Genomic DNA, 24,838 nt, shown 5'->3' with positions numbered 1-24,838 from the left:
AAGTAAAACTGCAAAACTAAGGTTTAATAAGCACAAATTCGTATTTATCAGTGCCAGGTATTTGTTGAACTTTAACTAAAAAGATGTCATTATTTATGCGATCGCCTGATGGTAAAAACTGAATCTTTCCCGTTGCACCATCGACTGAAAAACTCGGACTATGCAACACCTTTTGTAATTCATCGCGTCTGTTGGTTCTTTGTAAACCTGCGATGATCGCCAAGGTTGCATCATAAGCCGTAGCTGTTCGCCAATTCACAGTTGCACCCCAAAGTTTTTGTGCTTTTTGCAGAAAGATGTTATTAGGGAATGCTGCGGGATACCAAGGTGCAGAGATTATCAGTCCGTTGATACCTCTGCCCTCCTTTAAGGTTTCGTTAGTGAAAAGTGTAGGACTACCAAATACAGTCAACTGCCCTTGATTAGATTGTGCCACCGCTAGACCTTGTTTTATTTTGTCTATATAAAGACCTAACACTAAGGCATTAGCACCGCTACTTACAGCTTGAGAAATGACAACACTAGGGTTAAAGTCACGGGCAGAAATATCGCACTCTGTAGAATTAATCTGACCGCCAGCAGATTTTATCGCTTTAACAAACTCATTGTTAAACGATCGATTATCTATCCCTTGGTAATCAACACAGATAAGAAAATTGGTTTTACCCGCTATTTTAATGGCGTAATTAGAGACGCTATCTGCTATGGATTTAACACTAGGAGCAGTGCGGAAGATATAATTGCCAACACTGTCAAGGTTTTGGGCATAACTGGTGGGAGAGATCATCACTAACCCGTCTTTTTGATAGACCGGGGCTGCTGAGAGAGAAGCATTACTAGAATTATGTCCCACGACAGCTAAAATGTTGGCATCTTTGCCAAACCGAGTGGCAAGTTGTACAGCTTCACTTGGATCGTTATCATCATTAGCGATCGCTACCTCCAAAGCTTTGCCATTGATACCGCCACTGCTATTCACCTCATCTTGAGCTTGAGCCACACCGCGCAGTATCTCTTTTGCTACATTTGGATTTGTCCCGATAGGTACGCTCACAGCAATTTTGAGCCGATCTCCTTTCTGACGAGCTTTAGCATTATTCAAGTAAATCAATGCTTCTGGGTCTGTGCTGTTAGCTTTGCGATATGAATTTAACTTATCAACAACAAGCTGACAATTACCTTCTAAAAATGCTTTAACTCCAGCTTCTTTATCTGGGTTTGTATCTTGTTTTAATAAAATTTCTTCACCCAGGCTAATTCTGTCATTCAAACTATAGGTCTCTTTAGCACAGGAATCTACTATAGGCGGAACTTTAGATTCATCTCCGGTTCTATCCAAGTAGAATACAGTAATGCCAACGCCAATACCTACTCCAATTACTCCGATTACGCTGGCTACTATGTATTGTAGAAAATTTATGATATCTTCTCTTTTTACTGTATCTTTATCTTTGTCGCCGAGAGTTGTTAAATCTTCTCTCTTACGAATTCTGTCTTCAATTGGTTTTATATCTTCATCCCTAAGTACTAAAAGTTCCTGAAGACGTTTCAACTTAGTACGAGTTTTCTCACTGAGATTAGAATCTGATTCTATCGCCTTGTAGAACGCCTCCTCATACTTTTGCAATTTTCTTTTATACTCTTGGTAAGGTTTTAAAACCTCTGCTTCAATTGATGTTGTGTCCTCAAGCGTTAGTTGCAGACTCTCTTGTTTTACTTCTAATGTAATACGATCAAGTTCATGAATTTCGCCACTACCTTCTTTTGCCAATTCTTGAACTAGTTTACGATAAATAAGCTTTGGATCTCCTTTTGGTGCTTTAGCTAGGTAAATTTTATGACCTTCTTCCACTGGGTAGATTTTTGGTGTCATTGCTGGAGCTTCTTGCTTGACTTTAATACTGGCATATTCATGCAGTTCATCAACAGAAATCCGTCCATCTCCGTCTTTATCGGCTGCTCCTTTTTCAATCCCCTCCACTAGATACCGTGTGTAAACTGAAAGTTCTAAACCTTCCTGCTCAAATGCAAACTGAGTGGATGTGGAAGAAGTCAGAATTGCTCGCCCTTTTCCGCCTAGCTCCTCTTGCAAATTTACCGTGCTATCGTCTCTTGGAATCATATCCCGAGCAATTGCCCCGCTAAAGCAGCAATCCAAAATCACCACTTGTCTTTCAGATTTGCTTTCATTCATATTTTCGTTCAGAACACTAGCTGCTAGCGCTGAGGGCTTAACTAGCCTCCCATTCTCTTTGCGAGTATTACAGTTTGATAAATAAAGTTTGCCGTTTTCATCTTTTATTCCATGACCAGAGAAGTAAAACAGCAACAGGTCTTCTTTTTGGCGATTAGCAAAAAGTCTGTATATCGCATCTTCCACTTCCTGCCGATCAGGATTTTTTAGTGCTGTAACATCTGTCTCGGCAAATCCTCCCATTTCTGGGTTTAGTAAAACTCGCTGCATTGCCTCCACATCTTTTATAGCCGCAAGCAATGAGGTAATATCTGCTCCATACTCGCTTACACCAATTAGCAGCGCTAACTTCGCCATGTCGCTATTCTCCTTTATTTATGGAATTTATCGGCTAGCTACCTGCGATAAACTTTTTAGCTTGTTCAATAGCGGCGTTTAACTCTTCTTGACTGCTAGCTTTCACCTTCAGTTTCTTGCCGTTAGCTTCAACTTCCAATTCAATGGTTTTGTTGCCCAAGCGATCGCCCAAAAATCCCAGCAATTTCTTAAAATTGGCAAGGCTCACCTCTGCCTGCAACACTCCCACTAGAAAACCACCAACAGATTTGGCTCCTTGAGGTATTTCTGTAGCTGCTACTAGTTCAGCACTTTCAACATCTAAGTCTTTGATTTCTCGCAGCAGATTCCGTGCTTCCCGTTCTTGCTCCTCTGCATCTAAGTCTGGATTAGAAAGAGCGATGGTCAGTTTGACGTTAGATTCAGAACTCATTTTGTGCCCTTTTAGATTTTTCAGCAGTTGATGGTCAATAGTATTTCTGTAGTATATCGATTGACATCACATCTTCTATGTAAATTTCCTGAAACTTTTTCAAGATTTTTCCAAAAACTCATAAAATTCAGGCAAAAATCTAGTATAAACACAGAACATCCCTCTTCAATAGCTTCCAAACTTAGAGGCAATCAACAGTATTTCATCTGACAAGTTGTTTCGATACAGCAATTTGTTTTACCACGCTTGCGATCGCAAAGTAAGTTACGAGTTTGTCCTTGCAACTTCTTTAGAAGCGATCGCTAGATCAAACTATTAAAAAACGACGTAAATGCAGCGATCATCTCAAATAACCAGACAAGGGGCTTCAGCCCCTTGCTAAAGTTAGGCAAACTTGCGCCACAGTTGTCAGGTTAATTAAAACAAGTCCAAATCTGTCACAGCACCAATACTGCTAGAAGATACCAATTTGGCATATTTCGCCAACACGCCTTTAGTGTAACGCGGAGCCGGAGGTTGCCAGTTAGCACGACGACGGGCCAGTTCTTCTTCGGATATATTCAATTGCAATAAACGAGCGGGTGCATCAATAGTGATACTATCGCCTTCTTCTACAAGCGCGATCGCACCACCAACTGCGGCTTCTGGAGCAACGTGACCAACTACCATGCCATAAGTGCCACCAGAAAAGCGTCCGTCGGTAATTAATCCCACCGCATCACCCAAACCAGCCCCGATAATTGCCGAAGTCGGAGCCAACATTTCTCGCATTCCAGGGCCGCCTTTAGGGCCTTCGTAGCGGATGACCAGAATATCACCAGCTTGAATTTTACCCGCCAAAATTGCATCTAAAGAAGCTTCTTCTGATTCAAACACCCGTGCAGGCCCGGTAATTACTGGTTTTTTCACGCCAGTAATTTTGGCAACAGCCCCTTCCGTTGCCAAATTACCTCTGAGTATGGCTAAGTGTCCTTGGGGATACATCGGGTTATTCCAAGTCCGAATCACATCTTGATTGGCGGATGGTTCTGCTGGGATGTCTGCTAATATCTCTGCAATGGTTTGACCGCTAATGGTGAGGCAATCACCATGCAATAAGCCATGCACGAGTAGCATCTTCATAACTTGGGGAATGCCACCAGCTTTGTGTAAGTCTGTAGCGACATATTTACCACTTGGTTTTAAATCACACAAAACGGGAACACGGGCGCGGATTGTTTCAAAGTCATCTAGGGTTAACTCTACATTCGCGGCGCGGGCGATCGCTAAAAAATGCAACACGGCATTAGTCGAACCACCCACCGCCATAATCACAGAGATAGCATTCTCTATAGATTTGCGGGTGATAATTTGACTGGGTAAGATTTGTTTTTTGATGGCTTCGACTAACACAAAGGCTGATTTTTCGGTGCTGTCAGCTTTTTCAGCATCTTCGGCTGCCATTGTGGAAGAATAGGGTAAACTCATTCCCATCGCTTCAAATGCTGAAGACATGGTGTTAGCTGTGAACATTCCCCCACAAGAACCAGCGCCAGGACAAGCCCGACTTTCGACTTCTAATAATTCTTTTTCGTCAATTTTTCCAGCACTATATTGACCAACAGCTTCAAAAGAACTGACAACGGTTAAATCGCGTCCGTTGTAGTGACCAGGTTTAATTGTGCCACCGTAAACGAATATTGCAGGGATATTCATCCGCGCGATCGCTAACATTGCGCCTGGCATATTTTTATCACAGCCGCCAATGGCTAGTACACCATCCATACTTTGCCCAGTACAGGCGGTTTCAATCGAGTCTGCAATAACTTCCCGCGACACTAGGGAATATTTCATCCCTTCTGTTCCCATCGAAATGCCGTCGCTAATGGTAATTGTGCCAAACATTTGTGGCATTGCTCCGGCGGTTTTAATCCCAACTTCTGCCCTTTGCGCCAGCTGATTTATCCCCATATTACAGGGGGTGATGGTGCTGTAACCGTTGGCTATACCGACAATGGCTTTGTTGAAATCTTCATCTTTAAAACCAACTGCACGCAGCATAGCTCGATTTGGCGATCGCTGTACTCCTTGCGTTACAACTTGGCTTCTCAAATTCTCCGACATCTTTTTTCCTTCCCTGGCATGATCGCTTGTATTGCGATTGTATTACCTGATTTTCTCATGTATACGCAGCGCGATCGAACATGAGTAACCACTACTGGTCTGTCTCATTAAATTTGAGGGGTAAATACGCTTGTAGTGAGGACTTTAGTCCTCAAACATTCAAGCACTAAAGTGCTTACTACAAACCTAGCAAAATTAATGGGACAGACTACTACGCCAGTTTTAGTTTTTAGCCTTAACCCAAGCTAACCCCATTTTTAAGACTATGGCTCGCTCAAGAAGTCGTTAATAGCGTGTAATAATTGACGGAAAGTGTAAGGCTTCTTCAAAAATATATTGATACCAGCGTTAGCAGCCTCGACTATTTGGCTGTCTGTCACCATGCCGCTGATGCCCATAATCTTGACTTGTGGATTCATTTGTTGCATTATGCCAATTGCAGTTAACCCATCCATTGACGGCATCATCATATCCATCAACACCATACTGATTTGATTTTGATGCTGGGCATATAATGAGATTGCCTCGATGCCATTAATAGCTGTCAGGGTTTTGTAGTTGTGGTCTTCTAGCAAAGTTTTGCTAATCTCCAGGATAGCGGCTTCATCATCTACAACTAGAATTAATTCTCCGTTGCCATTGGGCAATTCCAAGTTCTCTGCTTGTTGCTTTGTACTTTTGTTCAAAGCTGGTAAGTATACTTGGAATTGGGAACCTTTGCTTACCTCGCTAGACACTTTCACAAAACCATTGTGGTTTTTGACAATCCCAATCACAGTTGACAAACCTAAGCCAGTGCCTTTGCCTGGTTCTTTTGTTGTGAAAAATGGTTCAAAAATTCGCTCCAAAATTACTGGAGAAATCCCAAATCCTGTATCTGAAATAGTTATGACTATATAAGGGCCCACCTGAGCATTTAGATTCATCTTGGCAAAATTTTCATCAACGAATAAATTTTCCGCAGAGATAGATAATGTACCGCCTTTGGGCATTGCATCACGAGCGTTGACGCACAAATTCATTAACACCTGATGAATTTGAGTCGGATCTGCCAAGATAGTCCAGAGTTTATGTCTAGGTAGATTATTAATAATTGCGATCGATTTTGGAAATGTGCTTTGGACAATTTGCTCAATTTCTAACAGTAGGTGTTCTATTTGTAAAGAAATGCCGTTGCCTTCAGACCTACGAGAAAAAGTCATAATTTGCTTGACCAAATCTGCCGCCCGTTTAGAGTTATGGTCAAGAAGCTTCAGCAGTTGTTGATTGCCTGCATCCAGATTGGGAAGTTTGAGCGCTAACATTTCCACTGAGGAAAGAATGGGTGTCAGAATATTGTTGAGGTCGTGGGCAATACCACTTGCCAACGTGCCAAGACTCTCTAGGCGCTGGGCACGGAGAAATTGGGCCAGGAGTTGTTTTTTCTCTGTGATGTCGGTGTCAACACAGAGGATGGATTTGGGTTGCTCTGCTTCATCACGCATCAGTGTCCATCGGCTTTCCACGATAATTTCTTTGCCGCCCTTTGTCACTTTATGTAACTCACCTTGCCATAAGCCAGAGTTAGTAACATTTGTTAAAGCCACTTGTAACTGCTGTGAGCTTTCTTTGCACAGCAACTCCTCCAGGTTCTTTCCCAAAGCTTCATGAGCTTCCCAACCATATAGACGTTCTGCACCTTGATTCCAGAATAAAATTTGGTTTTGGAAATTTCGCACGATAATCGCATCAGAAGCGATATCTAATAAAGCTGCTTGTTCGCGGATTTTCTGTTCTGCCCATTTGCGCTCAATGGTCGTAGCTAACACATTAGCGATCGCTTGCAAAAAGTGAATATCATTTTGGGTAAACTCTCGCTGTCTAGTTGTGTGTGCACCTAAAACACCCAGAGGTTGTTTTTGACCTTGAATGATGACGCTCATGCCACTGATCACTGAGTGGTTAATTAATAGCGGTGGTCCTTGAAACCGTGTTTCTTTCCGCAGGTCACAAACAATTACTGGCTCATGGGAAAGTAGTGTATACGAAGCCTGAGTCTCATTCACTCCACCTAATTCTAATTTAAAATTTCCTACTAGCCCTGGCTGCCAACCAACTCCCGATCGCAACAATAAGCTGTTCTCATCTGGAAGCATTTCTAAAACTTTACTGTATTCCACCTCAAGGCCTTGAGTAACCAGGGCAACCGCTTCGTCCATTAATGTGTAAAGGTCGATATTAGCTAGAGCTAACTGACCCAATTTAGCTACGGCTGCCTGCTGGCGTACACGCGCTCTTAAACCAGCTTCCACCCGCTTGCGTTCAGCGAGTTCAGTATGTACCTGCTCATAAAGTTGAGATTGCTGGATAGCAATGCCCACCTGTACTGCCAATTGTTTAAGAAAATCGATTTCCCACGTCTGCCACTGGCGGGGTGCTGCACACTGGTTAGCAACTAATAATCCCCACAATTTTTTTCCTTGCAAAATTGGAACCGCCAAGTTTGCCCTGACTTGAAACTGAGTAAGTAAATCGCGGTGGCATTCAGTCAGACCTGCTGTATAAATATCTGCAATAGCTTGGATGCGCCCATGTCTGTACTCCTCGCCGCGAGTTTCCATCAAATAAGTGTCTTGAACTTGGGTATTCAGGATAGCAATCCAACGATCATCAACAGACTCTACCACCACTACCCCACTGTAGTCTGGTTCAAACTGATACATGAACACTCGATCTACTTGCAGGAATTGACGGACTTCAGTAACAGTGGTGTTGAGAACCTTGTCCAAATTCAAACTCTGGCGGATGCGCTGGGCAATTGCCATCACCAATCGCTGCCATTGAATTTGCTGTTGTAGTACCTCCTCTGCCTGCTGACATTCTGTGAGGTGGCACATTGAATTAAATTCATCATTGTTCATCTGTAATATGCCTGATTTAATCCATTAGGTTGTCAATATCTGTAGTGACTGCTGGTTACGCCTCTGGGCTATTGCCTGTAGCCCATACTTTGTAGAAATAGATATAGTTAAAATTATCTGATAATGCAAGGATATTAATCTTACGGCAGTTGTTATTTCTATAGCTCTTCCTTAAGAGGTATGCCGATTCAATATATGTTTTCTTTATTGCACCATAAATTATCATTTGTAACAACTTACAATAACTGTATGTATGTTCAGTTATTGAATGAAATAAGGGGATCAATCTGGCTTGAACACAGTTTTTTACTCTATTTTGACCATTAGGAATTAAATTAATTCTTACTGATAAATTCTTATAAAAAAAGTGGCATTCATTTGTATAAACTGAATACCACTCTCTATTGCTTAAAATTATCGATGACAGAGATATTTTACCCAGGAAGAGCTATCCCAGTTACAGCGATCGCACCTGCGATCGCACTGGCACAAAGGGAAGTGATCGCTGTCCCAAATATCCACCATGCAGCATTGGCAACGGTTTTTTTGCTTTCTTCGGCTTGCTTTTTAGCTTGCTGTTGGATCGCTTTCAAACGTTTTTGAGTTTCTTTCTGGATGCGTTCGGCTCGTTGCAATACGCCATCCCGCGCTGCTTCTATTTGGTCGATAATCCGGTTAGCATCTGCCTCAGAGATATCCTCACGAGAACTGATCACAGCAACTAAGGTGTCACGATCAAATTCACTGAGGCGATCGCGCAATGCTTCAAATCCAGCTTGCGGATCGTCGAATACTTTGGCAAAGTCTTGCTTAATGCCTTCATAGTTGAGTTCAGAACGATCCAGGGAGTTAAGATAGTTGCGAACTTTGGCAAAAACCCCATCCAGCACTGATTGCACTTTCTGCTGAATCTGCTGAAATTGTTCGACAATGGAACTCCGGACAGAATCAATTTGATCCACAATCCGGTTAGCTTCTTCTTCTGAGATATCCTCACGTTGGGATAACAGCGCCACAATTGTGGAACGGTCAAATTTTGAGGCGCGATCGCTCAAACTCCCAATTCCAGCGCGGGGAGAAGACAACAGCAATTGTAAATCGCGTTTGATTCCTTCAGGGTTGAGTTCGTCTTTGTTGGTATTACGCAGATATTCTTCAAGATTGGCTTCAAAATCTAAGGCTTGTTGAGCAGTACGCTTGGCTAAACGTCGCGGCGCTCTTACAATGTCACCAATGGCATCTTGTACGCGATCGATGATCTGATTAACTTGCTCTTGGCTCAAGTCGCCGCGCTGACTTACGAGTTGCACCAAGGTTTCTCGATCTACATGAGATAAGCGATCGCGCAGTGCTAAGGCTCCAGCTTTGGGATCGTCGAGTAATTTTTCCAAATCGGCTCTGATACCTTCGGGATCAAGTTCTTCCAAGTTGGTATTGCGGAGATATTCGGCGATCGCTTTTGTAGTTTTTTCGTACTGTTCTTTTGCTTGCTGCGGTACTTGCAAAATACTATCTCGGACTGCTTCTAGCTGATTGAGAATTTGGTTTACCTGTTCTTCGCTCAAATCTTGACGCTGACTGAGCAATTGTACCAATGTGTCGCGGTCAAATTGCGATAGGCGCGATCGTAATAGGCTAATTCCGGCTTGCGGATCGTCTAGTAAAACTCTAAACTCACGTTTGATAGCTTCGGGATTGAGTTCGTCTTTGTTAGTATTCCGCAGATAGTTTTCAACTCTTTGACGCAGTTCATCGGCTTTCGCTTTTGCTTGTTCTTGCAATTCTCTAGCACGATTCAAAATATTATCGCGGTTGCGTTCGAGTTGACTAACTATATTATTAGCTTCCTCTTCGCTGACATCTTGACGTTGTTGGAGCAATTGGACAAAAGTATCGCGGTCAAATTGTCCGAAGCGGCTACTTAAATCTTCAAAACCAGCTTCTGGATCTTCTACTAACTTGGCAAAGTCCCGTTCAATACCTTCAGGATTGAGTTCTTCTTTCCCAGTGGAACGGAGATAATCTTCGATGCGCGTGCGGAAATTTTGCCCTTTTTCTCGCGCTTCGGCCTGTTTTACAGTCTCTAAAACTTCCAAGCGATCGCTTTCCATTTGTTCGGCAATTTCTTTCACCCTGGCTTCACTGAGATCGTCTCGCTGGTTCAGCAAGTTAGTGAAATATTCTTGATTGATTTCTTCCAACTCTCGTCTTACAGTTGTCGGATCTGCGTTTACGTCATAGATGACTTCTTTAAATTCATCTACTAGCGTAATTCGATTAAAATGCCAAGGGAATGAATGCAAGATGTAGTCTTCGACATCCGCTTTAATCGTGTTTCCAAGTGATATTGGCAATTTTGCAGATACTTGCTCACTGGCTTGCTCTCTAAACTTTTGAAATTGTTCTGTTACTTGTTCGACATCGACATCTTGAAATTTTTCTTTCAGCTTTTGCAACTGAGTTGTAATTTTATTCACATCGATATTAGAAAGATTGACCCGTTCGAGAACTGCTGGTGCGGCAGCGCTCAAACCATATCTAATAGCTTGTTTAATTACACCATTGCCATTACCACCTCCAACTGTAACCAGTTGTTGAAGCCGTTCACCCAATTGTTCGGAATTCAATTCTTCAGGAGTAGCAGACTTAAGTAAATTAATTACTTGTTCTGTGGGATTTTTGCGATTCAAAGCTTGTTGCCAAGCACCTTGAAACTGGTCAGCAATGCCATTTATCTCTTCTTTAGATAAATCTGTGCGAGTGCTGATTAAATCAAAAAATGTTTGACGGTTAATGTTTTGCAATAAATCGCTATTAGCAACAGATTGCAAATCTGTATCTTTAAGAAGCTGGTCAAATTGGTTGCGAATTTCTTTAACATCCAGCTTTGGCAATTGCAGAGAACTTAAAGAACTTTGGAGAGTATTTTTAATCCCTTCAGAATCAAAACCTGAAGTTAATTCCCGCCGAACTGCGGCTGTAATATCTTCCGCAGTCGAAACTAACTGTTGTTTTGCAGCATTAGCACCGATACCAGCAGTTGCTGTACCCATTAAAGCTTGAAAACCAGAAGTGACAGTATTAGAGATAGAACCAATTAAAGAACCTACGGCTGATGAACCCAACCAAATTACTAGTGAGAAATAGGTAGACCAAATGACTACACCAATAATTGCTCCTAAGAATGCGCTTTCGATTAAGCTAAGTTTTACAGCTAGAAAGCAAGCAATAAATAATGCAATGCTCGCAGTTATTAACACCCAAGCGCCAACTTTGCCTTGAACCTTACGAATTGTCTTACCCAAACTTTCTGACTCATCATCGGAATCTGAGTCAATTTCCCAAGATGAAATTCCGACAGCAACTGAAAAGTTTGTGAATAACAATTGAAAAGCAAATGCCATCGAAACCCCAGCCAGCAATGCTACCAAGAATTTAGGCCCAGAAAAAAGTACTGATGCTTCTTCTGGAGTTAGTACTTCCTGAGCTAAGGTTATTGGCGCTAATCCTAAAATAGTTGGAACACTTTGAAACATAATATTTTCTCACTTTCACTCAATTAAATACCCATTTATAAAATGGCTTATTTATCAGCTTAATTATCAACTATCTAAGCTGACACTTTCTTAGGTAATAGGTTTATTTACCAAAAGTCGTATTTTAAAATTTATTTTTTAGTTAAATAAAACTTTTTAATTTGCTAACTTTGTCACATTTTTACAAAATAAATTTTTTGCTATAAAAGTGAGATATATAAAAAACAATCTAAGTACACAGCAGTTATTAAAAGGGTGAATTACTGTTTTAGACATAATAAATCGATGTTTTTTATGTCAATCTCCAGCAAAAGTTTTAGAGCTATAACATCTAAGTATTTATAAAAGCATGATTTTATAAATACTCATTTAGATAAAACCACCTATACCTAATGATAGAGATAAAAATTCTTCCAAGCGATTGATGAAACAAAAATCTAAACATGTATTAATAAGGGTATTACAAGCTATAAATTTGTGAATAATTTATTGTTGCTGAGGAGAAAAAGATAATGGTTGTAGGTGTACATAAACGTGCTGTAGGTGTATTTTCTAATCGTCGAGATGTTGAACATGCGCTACATGAATTGAAAAAAGTCGGCTTTGATATGAACAGAGTCTCTGTCATTACCCAAGATGGAGACAGAGAAGATATTGCTGGTGCTGAAGTGCGCGATCGCGTCGGTGATAAATCTGATGAAGGTGCTAAAGTGGGAGCCGCTACAGGCGGTGCTTTGGGCGGATTAACTGGTTTATTAGTCGGTCTTGGTACTTTGGCAATTCCTGGAATTGGGCCAATTATGCTGGCTGGAGCCGCAGCAACTACTCTAGCTACAACTCTTGCTGGTGCAGGGATTGGTGCGGTAGCTGGTAGTTTGCTTGGTGCATTGATTGGCTTAGGAATTCCCGAAGAACGAGCTAGAGTTTATGACGAACGTGTAAGACGAGGACACTATTTAGTAATCCTTGATGGCACAGATACAGAAATCGCTAGAGCAGAAGCAATTCTCCATCAGCGTGGTGTCGAAGAGTTTGGTATTTACGACAACCCAGATGCGAGAAATGCTGATTATGTCGCTCCAACCCATAACGTAAATGTGGCTCATAGTGGTGTTGCTAGACGCGCGATCGGAGTCTTTCCTCATCGCCGAGATGCAGAAGCAGCACTCACCGAATTACGAGATGCAGGTTTTCCTTTAAGTAGAGTCTCCATCATCGCCAAAGATACAGACGGTCGTGGGATCGCTGGTGTCGATGTAGATAGAAATGTCGGAACAGGTAATAAAGCAGACGATGGTGCTAAAACTGGAGCAGCTACAGGCGGTGTTCTAGGCGGCTTGACTGGCTTATTAGTTGGTCTTGGAACTCTAGCAATTCCTGGAGTTGGGCCTGTGATTGCTGGTGGCGCAGTCGCAACAGCTTTGGCCACAACCTTAGCTGGTGGTGCGATCGGTGCAGCTGCTGGCGGTATTGTCGGCGCACTGGTTGGCTTGGGAATTCCTGAAGACAGAGCGCGGGTATATAGCGATCGCTTCCAAAGAGGCGACTACTTGGTAATTATCGATGGTACCCAAGCTGAAATCCACCAAGCTGAAGCGATTCTCAATCGTCGGGGTATTGAAGAATTTGCTATTTATGATGCCACTGATTTAGGCGAACATCGGCCAGGTTCCGACCGAGTAATCCATCATGACACAGCAGTAGCCAATCCCATTCACCCCAATCACTCAACAGAGCCTCATATTAACGATCCTGCTGTAGTGATTGTTGACCGTCGTGATGAAACACTTTAATCCAAAGTAGTTTTCACTCTCACTAATTACACACAATTGCAAGAGCAAGAATTCAAAAACTTGCTCCTCACTTCACCGTAAAAACAACAAATTTCACTTTCCGATTGCGAATTAAATCTATGAAAAAGCTAACCCCCTTCTTAATTAGCACCCTTTTAGTTTTTGGTGTTGCTGCTTGTGATAACGCTTCTAAAACAAGTGAATCTGCACCAGGTAATCCTAATGAAGCTCCACAATCACCGACTGTACAGACAACAGAAGCTTCTCAGAAAGACGCACAAAGTGAAACTCGCAGAAGACAACTTGATTCTGATATCCGTGCCCGCGAACAGCGCAATAATACCACTGGTGGCGATGCAGATAGAGCTAAAGGTGACTTAGCAAGTGAAGTTCGCTCCAAATTAGAGGCAAACATACCCAAGGGTCAACTAACAGTTGATGCCACAAAGGATGGAGTTGTGACTGTTGGTGGAACTGTTAATAATCAGCAAGAGTTGGCTAAAATTGAAACTTTAGCTAAAGAAATCAAAGGCGTGAAAAGTGTAGTTGTTAAAACAACTGTTGCCCCACCAACAAGGTAAGTAACTAACAATAAATCCGAGTGAGTAGGTAGAGAAAAATAAATTTATATTTTCCTACTCAGCCTTAATGGTCAGTTATACTTATTGCTGACCATTAATAATTGACAACTGACGACTTTAATAATTATATTTATTGATGCTCAGTTCAGTTACAGAAAATTTTGTAATCGTTGAAAAACTATGGAAACCGAACAACAGCAACGTGAATCCATCAACACTTCAATATCACAAGGTACGCTAGCACTTGAAGGTGTAGATGCAAATTTGCCAAAGTTACCGCCAGCATCGGAACCGGAATCTCAATGGCAGCAAATTAGTAGACAAGTTTCTCAATTTTTGGAGAAACTACCCGACTACTTAGGTAGCTTTTTTCAGGACTATAAACAGCCTCTAATAACTGTTGCGTTAATTCTAGCTGCCATTGTTACAGCAAAGTTAGTGCTAGCACTACTGGATGCGATCAATGATATTCCATTACTATCACCACTCTTTGAATTAGTTGGAATTGGTTATGCCAGTTGGTTTATTTTCCGTTATTTACTAAAGGCTTCAACTCGGCAAGAATTAGCTGATGAAATTCAATCCCTCAAAAATCAATTTGTGGGCGAATAAACTTTCTAACTATTACACTACATTATGGTAGAAATTTATCTACCTTTAAGACAAGGGGCTTAAACTCCTTGTCTTAAATAGTCAATGTAAATTATTAGTATTTAACCTCACTTAATATTAATCTTTTGATACACCGCAAGATAGAGGATGGAATCCTCTTTTTAAATTTAAATCACTTCTAAAGATAGTAGTTCGGAGATTAAAAAAAGCTTAATCTAGTTTTTGAAGTTATTTAATAGATTCTTTTACGGGGACATAAATTATGGCTAATGAAGCAGTTAAGAGAGATATAGATTCATCTGATCGCGCTGAAGTAGATACTTACGATCGCGGCATTATTCCAGCCGAAACAGCTGCTCGGATCGAAAGAGAAGGAGGCAACTACAAAACACTCCCTACAGAAGAAAGAGAAGCAGATGCAGCTACAGATGACCAAACCGATCCAGAAAGTATACGCACTACTGACGGATACACCGTAGACAAAGAAGGTTTGTTGAACAACTATGCAGTTGAACCGGAAATGTACTACGAAGAACCAGGTGATGCACGCAAACAAGCAGCAGAAGATACTGCACAACGTGTTGAAGAACTTGGAGAAGTTAATCAGGATGAAGAAGGCAAGTTGACCGAAAAGGGTGACAAACGCGGTAGAGGCCCAGGAATAATTTAATTAACAACTATCCTTTTGGTGGGTGCAATTACACGTAAAAAGGCTAAATAGGCAGTTTGTAGAGACGCAATTATAGTAATTGCGTCTCTATTTATATAGCAATACGCTTGGGTTAACGCCAAACCTTGATTTCTCACAAGTGAGAAATCAAGGAGTGTGGGAGGTGTGGGAGGTGTGGGAGGATGGGGAAGAAGTCTTACCCCCCACACTCCCCACACTCCCCACACTCCCCTCTCTGCCTACAGTATTGTGAGAAATCCGGGCAAAGTCCTTTAACTGCGTTGGGCTTTGTGCAACCTATCTAGCTCAGTGCAATTGCGTAACTAATTTTACAGGCGACGAAGCCAACTTGTTAAAAGTAGACTCATCTTTATATCCACACAAATTTTGCTGGATATAAAGTAAGTACCTGATTGAAATAATCTAAAAATATGGGGCTTTTAATATTTTCTGTTGCTTTAGTTGCCATTGTTGCTCTAATTATCATTAATGCCTACAACGATTTAGTCAAGTATCGCAACCGTTACAAAAATGCTTACTCTCAAATCGATGTTCAATTACAGCGTCGCTATGACTTAATTCCCAACTTGGTGGAAACTGCCAAAGGATACATGAAACATGAGCGGGAAACCTTAGAAGCAGTTATTGCAGCTCGTAATTCTGCAATTAATGCTAGCAGTCGTGCCGCACAAAATCCCGGCGATCCGCAAGCGATGCAACAGTTGGGCAATGCTGAAGGAGCGCTGACGGGTGCGTTAAGTCGGTTGATGGTACTTTCAGAATCTTATCCAGAATTGAAAGCCGATCGCGCCATGACTCAGGTGATGGAAGAATTATCTTCCACTGAAAACCGGATTGCTTTTGCCCGTCAAGCTTTTAATGACGCGGTGACACTTTACAACACCAAAAGCGAATCTTTCCCCAGCAATCTTGTGGCAAATACTTTTAACTTTACTGTTGCAGAATTGCTCGCCGAAGCGACTCCAGAAATGAGAAATGCTCCTCGCGTGTCTTTTTAGGTATCTATGAATTTCTTTGAACATCAGGATCGGGCACGCCAAAACACGCAACAATTAATTGGATTATTTTCCCTGTCGATCGCGGTTATGATTATGGCGATTTATATTGCCACTTTATTTCTGCTCCGCATGGCTCCACGTGTTTGGTGGCATCCAGGGATATTTCTCTACGTGGCTGGGATTACAATAATTGCGATCGCAGTGGGAAGTCTCTATAAAATTGCCTGTCTCCGGCAAGGAGGAAGCGTCATTGCTCAGGAGTTGGGGGGAAGACTCTTACTCCCAGATATGGCAGATGAACAAGGGCAGCAACTATTAAATATAGTCGAGGAAATGGCGATCGCTTCTGGTATTTCTGTCCCAGAAGTTTATCTCCTGGAAAGAGAAACCAGCATTAATGCCTTTGCTGCCGGATTTACGCCCAATGATGCTGTAATTGGTGTTACCCGTGGGACTTTACAACATCTAAACCGAGATGAGTTACAAGGAGTCATCGGCCACGAATTCAGCCACATTCTTAATGGAGATATGCGGCTAAATTTGCGTTTAGTGGGACTCTTGCACGGGATTTTGTTCATTTATTTAACCGGAGAATTGTTGTGGCGCATTCGTGGTAGCTTCCGTTTAGGAAAAGAAGATAAGGGTTTACCTATCTGGGCTTTTGGTTTGTCACTAATGGCAATTGGCGGTATCGGATTAGTCTGCGGACGCTTAATTAAAGCCGCCGTCTCTCGCCAACGCGAATTTCTTGCCGATGCTTCGGCTGTACAGTTCACTCGCAACCCCAACGGACTTAACGGAGTCTTCCAAAAACTCCAACAGATGGATTCACGCTTGATTTCGCCTGGTGCAGAAGCCGCTAGCCACATGTTTTTTGGCAATGCCCTCAACCCCTCTTTCTGGGACAATATGTTTTCTACCCATCCACCTCTAGCAGAACGTATCCGTCGCGTTGGGGGTTTGAACGTCAGCAATTTGCCAGCAATGCCATCTCGCAATAAAATGCGTTCCCCCTCCCATGAATCTCTAACAATGGGCTTTGCTGGTGGTTCCAATGCCATGCCAGAACAGGTTGTAAACCAAGTTGGAAGCGTTACACCAGAGCATTTTGCTCATGCTCAAGCGCTGTTATCGCAGTTACCAGAATCCCTGCGCTTGGGTGTACGGGAGCAGGAAAGTGCAATGGCGATCGCTTTTGCCTTAGCATTAGATACAGAAAATATCGAAATCCAAGAACGTCAAATAGCTTGGTTACGCGAGGTACAGCCTGCTGAGTTGGTAGACAAAACTCTGGAATTGAGTAGCGAAATTAGCCAGTTAGATGCCAAAATTCGCTTACCACTTGTAGATTTGGCAGTACCCGTATTGCGCCAGAATTCTGCCAAAGAATGCCAAAGACTATGCAAATGTGTCCACGGTTTAGCTATAGCCACCGGAAGTTTATCACTGTGGCATTTTGTGTTGCAGTTAATACTGTGGCATCGCCTCCAACCTAGTATAAATCCTGCATATACAACAACAGTAGAATACACCTCCATAGAACAGATTTGGCCAGATAGTCTGTTAGTACTGTCCGTAATTGCCCACGTTGGACACTCTCAACCCAATGCGTCCACTGAAGACATCGCCTATGCTTTTCGTTCTGGAGTTTTTCGGCTTCCCAAAGCCGCAGAACAAGAAAAACCAGACACGCCACCAAGCTGTAATTTCACTGAACTTAAGAAAAGTATTGAACGCCTCCGCCTTGCCAGTCCCAAACTCAAGCAAGCTATTGTAGATGCCTGCGCTCACACGGTACTATTAGATAACAAAGTTACACAGTCAGAAGCAGATTTGCTCAGAGCGATCGCTATGACGCTAGACTGTCCCATCCCTCCATTTTTAAACCCTCAGCGTGGCATTTCAAAACAGAAACAATCTTCTCCGAAGGGAAGTTAATTAGGACTTACGCAAGAACTCTCTGAAACTCTTATTTCTCCGTGTCGCGCCAGTTGCTACAAGTCGGGGAACCCGCCCAACGCACTGGCTTCTCTGCGCCCTCTGTGGTTCGTTTTTTCATTATTTTGCGTAAGTCCTGTTAATGTAACGAGTGAGACACAATTATTTATAACTAAACAATAAAGTCCGCAAAAACGGACTTTTCTATTATTCTTTTTTATAGCTAGAAATAGCTGTTTAACAGGAAAATAACGCGTTGCATTATCACATTTACAAGCAATTGATTTATTTCCGATCTCGTTTTTTTCTTGGCTTTCTTCTCTACGAGACGCTGCACATTGGCGGTTGGTTCATTTTCACAACTCAAATAGGTTTGCTATCTGGGCAAAAGAGTATCATATTGTACAAAACCTCTTGGCATTGCCTAGAAGTATTAACTTGCTTAAAAAAGTTTAGACAAAATGCCAGCATTCTAGAAATTTGATTGCTATATTAGATTAAATAACTATTCTGGCAAGGATTAAAAAGCTGTGCGGGATGATTTACAGGGCTTGGAAATTAGTCAGGATGAACTGCAAAAGCTGACTAATTTACCTGTCAATGATCAACTTTTAATCGTTACAAATCCTCTCAAAAATTTTGCAAAATTATACATCCAAAAAATTAAAAGTTCGGAAGGAGCAACTGTAGTTTTTATTGGGTTTGCTACATTTGTTTTTGGCTATCTTTTATTTGATATAATTCTAAAAATATTTGTATCATGGATAGAAATTCCATCTTGGATAGTATTAATTATATTAGGTCTTTGGGTTGGCGGTCTGACGCAAAGTATTTTATATTTAATATGGAAAAAGAGAAGTAAAATTGTCAAGCTCAACATGACAAAATCTCTCCAAATCCTGTTAAACGATGTTGAAAGATATAATACTGTAATTAGAGCAATACATATCAATGACCAAATAGAAGAAGCTGGTAATCCAGAAGTGCTGATAAAAGAAAGGGAGAGTGTTCTTGCAGCGCTTAATCTGACTAAAGCTGATTTAGTTCGCGCTTTGAAGACAGAAAGGATTTTGAGAGAAAATAAGAGCTTTATCCTTAGTAATACAGAACTATTCGTCAACAATTTAGCAACTTTAACAGCCATGCAAGTAAATGAACAAGCTACTGAGCATGGAAGGTTGCTTAATGAAGCCTTACAGATTGCATTAGATGTACAACACGAAATGAAACGATTACAGACTCAAGGTTAAAAAATTCGTTCGTGAGCAGTATGTCGCAGACAAGACTCAGTAACGTAATTCGTAACCGAAAAATAGGTCAGACTAAGAAACCTCTTCTGATAGCCCAATTATGGATGGAGATTTAGACCTCAACTGTAATTTAATTACCAATTGTTCGTAGCTTTTTCCATAATCCTTCCCACGGTAGCGATCCCCGGTCTAACATAAAGAATATCAAGAAAGTGATCGCTTATCGGCATGGACTGGAAAGAAGTCAGAGGTAACTGGGTAATCATTCCCCGAAATCCCATAGGTATCATCCATTTTTTAGGAGGTGCATTTGTCGCCACTGCACCACACATCACTTATCGCTGGTTACTGGAACAACTGGCAAGTAAAGGCTATGTTGTAATTGCTACGCCTTTTGTCAATACATTGGATCATACAGCGATCGCAAAATCCGTACTGTTAAACTTTGACCGCACCCTGGAACGATTACATGATTCTGGAGCATTACGCAAGCTTTACTTCCCCATCTATGGTCTTGGACACAGTATGGGCTGTAAACTTCACTTGCTAATTGGTAGCCTCTTTAAAGTAGAACGTGCAGGCAATATTTTAATATCCTTCAACAACTACGCCGCCAAAGAAGCTATTCCCCTAGTAGAACAGTTCAATTCTACTTTGAAAATCGAGTTTACTCCCTCACCGTTGGAAACTAACAAGCTTGTCCAAGAGCGTTACACTATCCGACGTAATTTATTAATAAAGTTTAGTAATGACACCATTGACCAATCAGCAGCTTTAACCAAAATATTACAAGAACGCTTTGATGACATGGTGACAGCACAAACGTTACCAGGAAATCATACAACGCCTTTAGGTCAAGATATTAAATGGCAAACTGGAACGTCTTTTACCCCCTTTGATGCATTAGGGCAATGGTTCAAGCAAGAAGCATACCGCGACTTGAACCAGTTAAGAAGTTCTATCCTGTTGTGGATGAATCCTCTTGCACCTCCATAACGTTTTATGACTGTCAAAAAGCCATAAATTCTACTGGGAAATATAGAAAAATTCCAGTTACATTAACTAATGTAATAATATTGGCATTAGTTAATAGTAGGAGGTTTCAGCTTTTTATTCTTCACGAGAGGCTATGCGAACAAAGTAGGTCTAAAACCCTTACAGCAAACTTTGAATTGTTTACGCTGTCCTACTTATTAATACAGAAATACAGCAGGTTGCAACTAAGTACATAATTTAGGAATAAAAATTTAGATATAAAGAGTTTCTGCCTCCCACATTAAAACCCGTAGCTTTGTACTTCATGAAAAAGAAAACTGTTTTATTAGTAACTAATTAATTAAAATTATTTTTTAATTTCTATCTTTTCACCAAATTATTAATGAGTTTTTCTGAGAAATTGCTATGTTCCAAATACTAATAATTGATGATGATTATTCCATAAAAATACTTTTGAAAAGGATGTTGGAAAAACAGGGTTATGAAGTAGTTACTGCCAGTAGTGGCGAGGAAGGAATAGAAAAAGCGCTAGCTTGCCATCCAGCACTAATTATTTGTGATTGGATTATGCCGGGGTTAACTGGTCTGGAAGTCTGCCAGCGTATTAAGGCAGATCCCAGATTTTTTACCACATTCTTTATTTTATTAACATCCTTAGACTCAGTTGCCGATTGCGTCAAAGGTCTAGATGCTGGTGCTGATGATTTTATTTCCAAACCTATCGAGCATAATGAATTACAAGCGCGGGTAAGAGCGGGGTTACGCCTGCATCAGTTGAGTAGGGATTTGCAGGCTCAAAAGTTGCTTTTAGAATCAGAAATGTCAGAAGCAGCAGAATATGTGCGATCGCTGCTGCCTTTTCCTATGACTGAACCTTTCAATATAAATTTTCGATTTATTCCCTCGCGGCAACTCGGTGGTGACTGTTTCGATTACTATTGGCTTGATGACGATTATCTAGCAATTTATTTACTCGATACTGCGGGACATGGACTCAAAGCTACTCTTCCCTCAGTTTCAGTGCTGAATCTGCTGCGTTCTCGTGCGCTCAAAAGTCTGAATTACTATCAACCTAGTGATGTGTTGAAGGCTTTGAATGATACCTTCCAGATGAATTATCAAAATGACAAATACTTTACGATTTGGTACGGAGTTTACAATCGAATTACCCGCCAATTAGTTTATTCTAGTGCAGGTCATCCGCCAGCAGTTTTAATAACTGGTTTATCACCGAGAAAGTCTGATGTTCAACTCTTGAAGACCCCCGGTATGCCAGTTGGGATGTTTCCAGAAGCAAAATATGTTGACGGGGTTTACAATATTGAAAAATTCAGTAGCCTTTACATTTTTAGTGATGGTGCTTATGAAATCACTAAATCAGATGGCACTCTTTGGAGTTTGGATGCTTTTATTCAGCTACTAGTTAGCTTACAAAATCCTGTTGATTGCCAACTCGATCATGTACTGAGTTATTTAATTGCTCTGAACTCCAAAGATGCTTTTGATGATGATTTATCTATTTTGCAAATGAAGTTTGATTAATTATGTATTGGATACTAAAACCTGATTAAATGCGTCTTGGCTAGGGAATATTTCAAATACTTTATCCATATTAGTAAGTTCAAATAATATCCTTACTTGCTCATTAATTGAGCAGAGAACAAGCTTAGTATCTGCTGCCCGCAAGGTTTTAAAAGCTAACACTAAAGCTCCTAAACCTGAGCTATCCATAAATATTACATCTTTAAAATCCACTAACACAATTTTCGCACCAGTTTCTAAAATATCAGTGATATTTTGTCGAAATTCTTGTGAAGTTGTGGCATTCAAATTACCACTGAGCTGAATAACTTTTACTTGTTCTCTCATAATTATGTCACGCTTATTTGTGTAAATGATGCTCTGATGCCGCTATTTTCGCTATTATATACCCATCATAGAGCATTTAAAAATGCTTTCAAGACTAAATCTAACATTAAAAATTGAGTAATAAATGATAACTAATCTGTATAGATGAAGATTCATTATAACTATTTAAATATAATGTTTTTGTAATTATAAAAAAAATACTAGCTTAATTAAGTATATTTTTTCTACTCCGAACAGACTAACTATAAATAACAAAATTGGTAAGTTGGCATGATAAAACCCATGTATGTTTAATTGTGTAAAAACATTGGAATAACCAATTTTCAAGCTTTTGCTGATTTTATGTTTTATCACAGATATTGATTTTTAACGCCAACTTACTTTCATCTCATTGATGTAGCTATCTACTGATCTACAAGCTGAAGTTATGACTTTTCAGATTATTTCCTAAATATTTTTTTATTTATGTCCGATTACTTACATTATGGAAATAATTTATCTCTGGAATGCCGCTCTAGAGCTAAAAATTTCGGTTTCAACAGCGCCAAGTAAGCTTAAACCTACACCAACGCTTTAACAGAACTTCTCAGAGGCGATCGCATCTGCAATTTTAGTATTCCCAATATTTGTCATTTTTCAACAGACAGCATAAAAAGTAAAGAGTTATGAACTTATAACTCCTAACCCCTAACTCCCTCAAACAGGACTGACTTTAGCTCTGTAAAGCAGCTTCTCACCTTGAAGATATCCAGTGTAGCGCACCTTGACTATTTCTCCAGGTAATGAAGTTCCCTCCATCAGTTGGTGTAGTTGGGGATTATAAGGTAATTCTGCTCCCACTGGTGCGATCGCTTCGACTCCCCACGCCTGTAAAAGCTTTTCCAGAGGTTTCTGCACTAATGGTACTATTTTCACTGCTGCTAGCTGTGGATTCTCTTGGGCTTTCTGCGCTGCTGTTGGCCATTGCAATAATAAAGACTCCAGCAGTTGTAAAGTTGACTGCTGGAGTTCTTGTAGTAATATCTCTCGCTGCTGTTCTAGTTGAAGCTGCGATCGCTGATACTCTTTTCTTAAGTCTGTAATCTCTTGTAACAATTCCTGACTGGGCGCTGCTTTCTCTTGTAATAACTCTACAGTTGAAAAAGTTGCGATTAATTCATTCAATGGCATCTGTAGCACTGGTGACAGCTTCAGCAGCACATCTACCCGCATTTGCTCTAACTTTCCTTGGCGTAACCGCAAAAGTTGCCGTTCTGAAACACCAGCAGCTCGACTCAGCGCTTTAAAACTAGAAATACCCACTTGTTGCATTAAATCTTGCAACAAGTGGGTATTGGGCATTGGGCATTGGGTATTGGGCATCCCTTCGGCTCCGCTCAAGGCAAGTGGGTATTGGGGACTGGGTATCCCTTCTCTGCGAGACGCTACGCGAACGGCTCCGCTCAGGGCAAGTGGGGATTGGGCATGGGTATTGGTGATTAAGTTTTTTCTCAATTCCCAATGCCCTATTCCCTAATTCCTATTCCCTAATTCCTATTCTTCCAGTAAACTTCTCAACATCCAAGCGGTTTTTTCGTGTACTTGCATCCGTTGAGTTAATAAATCGGCAGTAGGCTCGTCGTTAACTTCCTCTATCACGGGGAAAATAGACCGTGCAGTTCTGACTACGGCTTCTTGTCCTTCCACTAATAAGCGGATCATCTCAACAGCTTTCGGAACCCCAGGAGTTTCTGGAATCGAACTCAGTTTGGCATATTCGCTGTAGGTTCCTGGTGCGGGATAGCCAAGCGCTCTAATTCTCTCAGCTATTAAATCAACCGCTAAAGCTAATTCTGTATACTGGGTTTCAAACATCAAATGTAAGGTTTGGAACATCGGCCCCGTTACATTCCAATGGAAGTTATGAGTTTTCAGATAAAGTGTATAAGTGTCAGCCAACAGACGAGATAAACCCTCGGCAATTTTAGCCCTACTAGCCTCGTCAATGCCGATATTTACATTTTTGACTGTTACTTTTGATGACATAATTTTCTCCTAATTAGGTTATATGTAATTGGGCATGGGGAATTGGGAATTGGGCATGGTTATTTTCATTTTCCCCCTTGTCCCCCTTGTCCCCCTTGTCCCCTTGTCCCCTTGTCCCCTTGTCCCCTTGTCCCCCTTGTCCCCTTGTCCCCTTGTCCCCCTTGTCCCCCTTGTCCCCCTCTGCCCCCTGCCTCCCTATCTCATTCTCTATGCCAAGTGCATCTTTAAAACGCTACGGGGTGCTTTACGAACTCTGGCTAAAACGGTTTCTTTGCCTAAACGCTGGCAAGCTTCATACCGATGGCAACCAGAAAAGCCATAATATTGTCCATCTACTTCTAGGACATCGATAGGTTCTTGCTGCCCAATCTCCGCAATCGATTCCATTAAGGCTTGCACTTTATTTGGATCGTTTGCACGGGGCAATGGCCGTTTTATCTGATTTAATGGAATTTCTTGGACTCTAACCATAAGGAGTTTATCCAACTAGTTCTATTTTGTGTCTCTAAATAAATCATAGTCGTTATGACTTCGTTTTGCAACCTATGTTTGGGGCAAAACTGGTAATGGTATCATTGGAGCG

The 24,838-nt window shown here is 41.2% G+C and carries 18 protein-coding genes; 9 read left to right on the top strand and 9 right to left on the bottom strand.

Annotated elements, in window-relative coordinates:
• Nucleotides 1-16 precede the first annotated feature (16 nt).
• From GJB62_RS17620 to GJB62_RS17600, 5 genes are all read right to left on the bottom strand, one after another.
• On the bottom strand, nucleotides 17-2,551 hold the full coding sequence (locus tag GJB62_RS17620; protein WP_114084702.1) for an ABC transporter substrate-binding protein: 2,535 nt from the start codon (nucleotides 2,549-2,551) through the stop codon (nucleotides 17-19).
• 34 nt (nucleotides 2,552-2,585) lie between these two features.
• Nucleotides 2,586-2,963, bottom strand: a complete 378-nt coding sequence (locus tag GJB62_RS17615) for a hypothetical protein (RefSeq protein ID WP_114084703.1) — start codon at nucleotides 2,961-2,963, stop codon at nucleotides 2,586-2,588.
• Nucleotides 2,964-3,380: 417 nt separating this feature from the next.
• Entirely contained in the window at nucleotides 3,381-5,066 is a 1,686-nt protein-coding gene (gene ilvD / locus GJB62_RS17610; RefSeq protein WP_114084704.1) for a dihydroxy-acid dehydratase, read from the bottom strand.
• Nucleotides 5,067-5,329: 263 nt separating this feature from the next.
• Nucleotides 5,330-7,966: a GAF domain-containing protein gene (locus tag GJB62_RS17605; RefSeq protein ID WP_114084705.1), complete on the bottom strand. Its 2,637-nt coding sequence runs from the start codon at nucleotides 7,964-7,966 to the stop codon at nucleotides 5,330-5,332.
• A gap of 434 nt (nucleotides 7,967-8,400) precedes the next feature.
• Nucleotides 8,401-11,502, bottom strand: coding sequence for an MFS transporter (locus GJB62_RS17600; protein ID WP_114084706.1), 3,102 nt, complete (start codon nucleotides 11,500-11,502; stop codon nucleotides 8,401-8,403).
• Between the two features lie 512 nt (nucleotides 11,503-12,014).
• On the opposite strand from GJB62_RS17600, the gene GJB62_RS17595 reads away from it, so the two are divergent.
• The 9 genes from GJB62_RS17595 to GJB62_RS17555 all read left to right on the top strand — a co-directional run bounded on the left by GJB62_RS17595 (nucleotide 12,015) and on the right by GJB62_RS17555 (nucleotide 21,903).
• Nucleotides 12,015-13,295, top strand: a complete 1,281-nt coding sequence (locus tag GJB62_RS17595; RefSeq protein ID WP_114084707.1) for a general stress protein — start codon at nucleotides 12,015-12,017, stop codon at nucleotides 13,293-13,295.
• A gap of 119 nt (nucleotides 13,296-13,414) precedes the next feature.
• Nucleotides 13,415-13,876: a BON domain-containing protein gene (locus GJB62_RS17590; protein WP_114084708.1), complete on the top strand. Its 462-nt coding sequence runs from the start codon at nucleotides 13,415-13,417 to the stop codon at nucleotides 13,874-13,876.
• A 180-nt stretch (nucleotides 13,877-14,056) separates the two neighbouring features.
• A complete protein-coding gene (locus tag GJB62_RS17585; RefSeq protein ID WP_114084709.1) occupies nucleotides 14,057-14,488 on the top strand; it encodes a CAAD domain-containing protein in 432 nt (143 codons plus the stop codon).
• Between the two features lie 262 nt (nucleotides 14,489-14,750).
• Nucleotides 14,751-15,158 carry a hypothetical protein gene (locus tag GJB62_RS17580; protein WP_114084710.1) on the top strand — a complete coding sequence of 136 codons (408 nt, stop codon included), beginning with the start codon at nucleotides 14,751-14,753 and terminating at the stop codon, nucleotides 15,156-15,158.
• Between the two features lie 431 nt (nucleotides 15,159-15,589).
• Nucleotides 15,590-16,177 (top strand): LemA family protein, encoded by a 588-nt coding sequence (locus GJB62_RS17575; RefSeq protein WP_114084712.1) that lies wholly within the window; start codon nucleotides 15,590-15,592, stop codon nucleotides 16,175-16,177.
• A 6-nt stretch (nucleotides 16,178-16,183) separates the two neighbouring features.
• A complete protein-coding gene (locus GJB62_RS17570) occupies nucleotides 16,184-18,115 on the top strand; it encodes a M48 family metallopeptidase (RefSeq protein ID WP_114084713.1) in 1,932 nt (643 codons plus the stop codon).
• 530 nt (nucleotides 18,116-18,645) lie between these two features.
• Entirely contained in the window at nucleotides 18,646-19,365 is a 720-nt protein-coding gene (locus tag GJB62_RS17565; RefSeq protein WP_114084714.1) for a hypothetical protein, read from the top strand.
• Between the two features lie 228 nt (nucleotides 19,366-19,593).
• Nucleotides 19,594-20,361 (top strand): DUF1350 family protein, encoded by a 768-nt coding sequence (locus GJB62_RS17560; protein WP_114084715.1) that lies wholly within the window; start codon nucleotides 19,594-19,596, stop codon nucleotides 20,359-20,361.
• Nucleotides 20,362-20,766: 405 nt separating this feature from the next.
• Nucleotides 20,767-21,903: a SpoIIE family protein phosphatase gene (locus GJB62_RS17555; RefSeq protein WP_114084716.1), complete on the top strand. Its 1,137-nt coding sequence runs from the start codon at nucleotides 20,767-20,769 to the stop codon at nucleotides 21,901-21,903.
• Here GJB62_RS17555 and GJB62_RS17550 read toward each other — a convergent pair whose 3' ends face one another.
• From GJB62_RS17550 to GJB62_RS17535, 4 genes are all read right to left on the bottom strand, one after another.
• The gene (locus GJB62_RS17550; RefSeq protein ID WP_114084717.1) at nucleotides 21,904-22,230 is read right to left on the bottom strand and encodes an STAS domain-containing protein; all 327 of its coding nucleotides are present in this window, start codon (nucleotides 22,228-22,230) and stop codon (nucleotides 21,904-21,906) included.
• Nucleotides 22,231-22,926: 696 nt separating this feature from the next.
• The gene (gene grpE, locus GJB62_RS17545; RefSeq protein WP_114084721.1) at nucleotides 22,927-23,571 is read right to left on the bottom strand and encodes a nucleotide exchange factor GrpE; all 645 of its coding nucleotides are present in this window, start codon (nucleotides 23,569-23,571) and stop codon (nucleotides 22,927-22,929) included.
• Nucleotides 23,572-23,763: 192 nt separating this feature from the next.
• Nucleotides 23,764-24,255, bottom strand: a complete 492-nt coding sequence (locus GJB62_RS17540; protein ID WP_012410091.1) for a Dps family protein — start codon at nucleotides 24,253-24,255, stop codon at nucleotides 23,764-23,766.
• Between the two features lie 207 nt (nucleotides 24,256-24,462).
• Nucleotides 24,463-24,726 carry a sulfiredoxin gene (locus GJB62_RS17535; protein WP_012410090.1) on the bottom strand — a complete coding sequence of 88 codons (264 nt, stop codon included), beginning with the start codon at nucleotides 24,724-24,726 and terminating at the stop codon, nucleotides 24,463-24,465.
• Nucleotides 24,727-24,838 lie beyond the last annotated feature (112 nt).

Source organism: Nostoc sp. ATCC 53789, from assembly GCF_009873495.1.
Classification (GTDB): Bacteria; Cyanobacteriota; Cyanobacteriia; order Cyanobacteriales; family Nostocaceae; genus Nostoc; species Nostoc muscorum_A.
The sequence above is the reverse complement of the archived record's forward strand: the minus strand, read 5'-3'. Positions and strand labels throughout refer to the sequence as shown.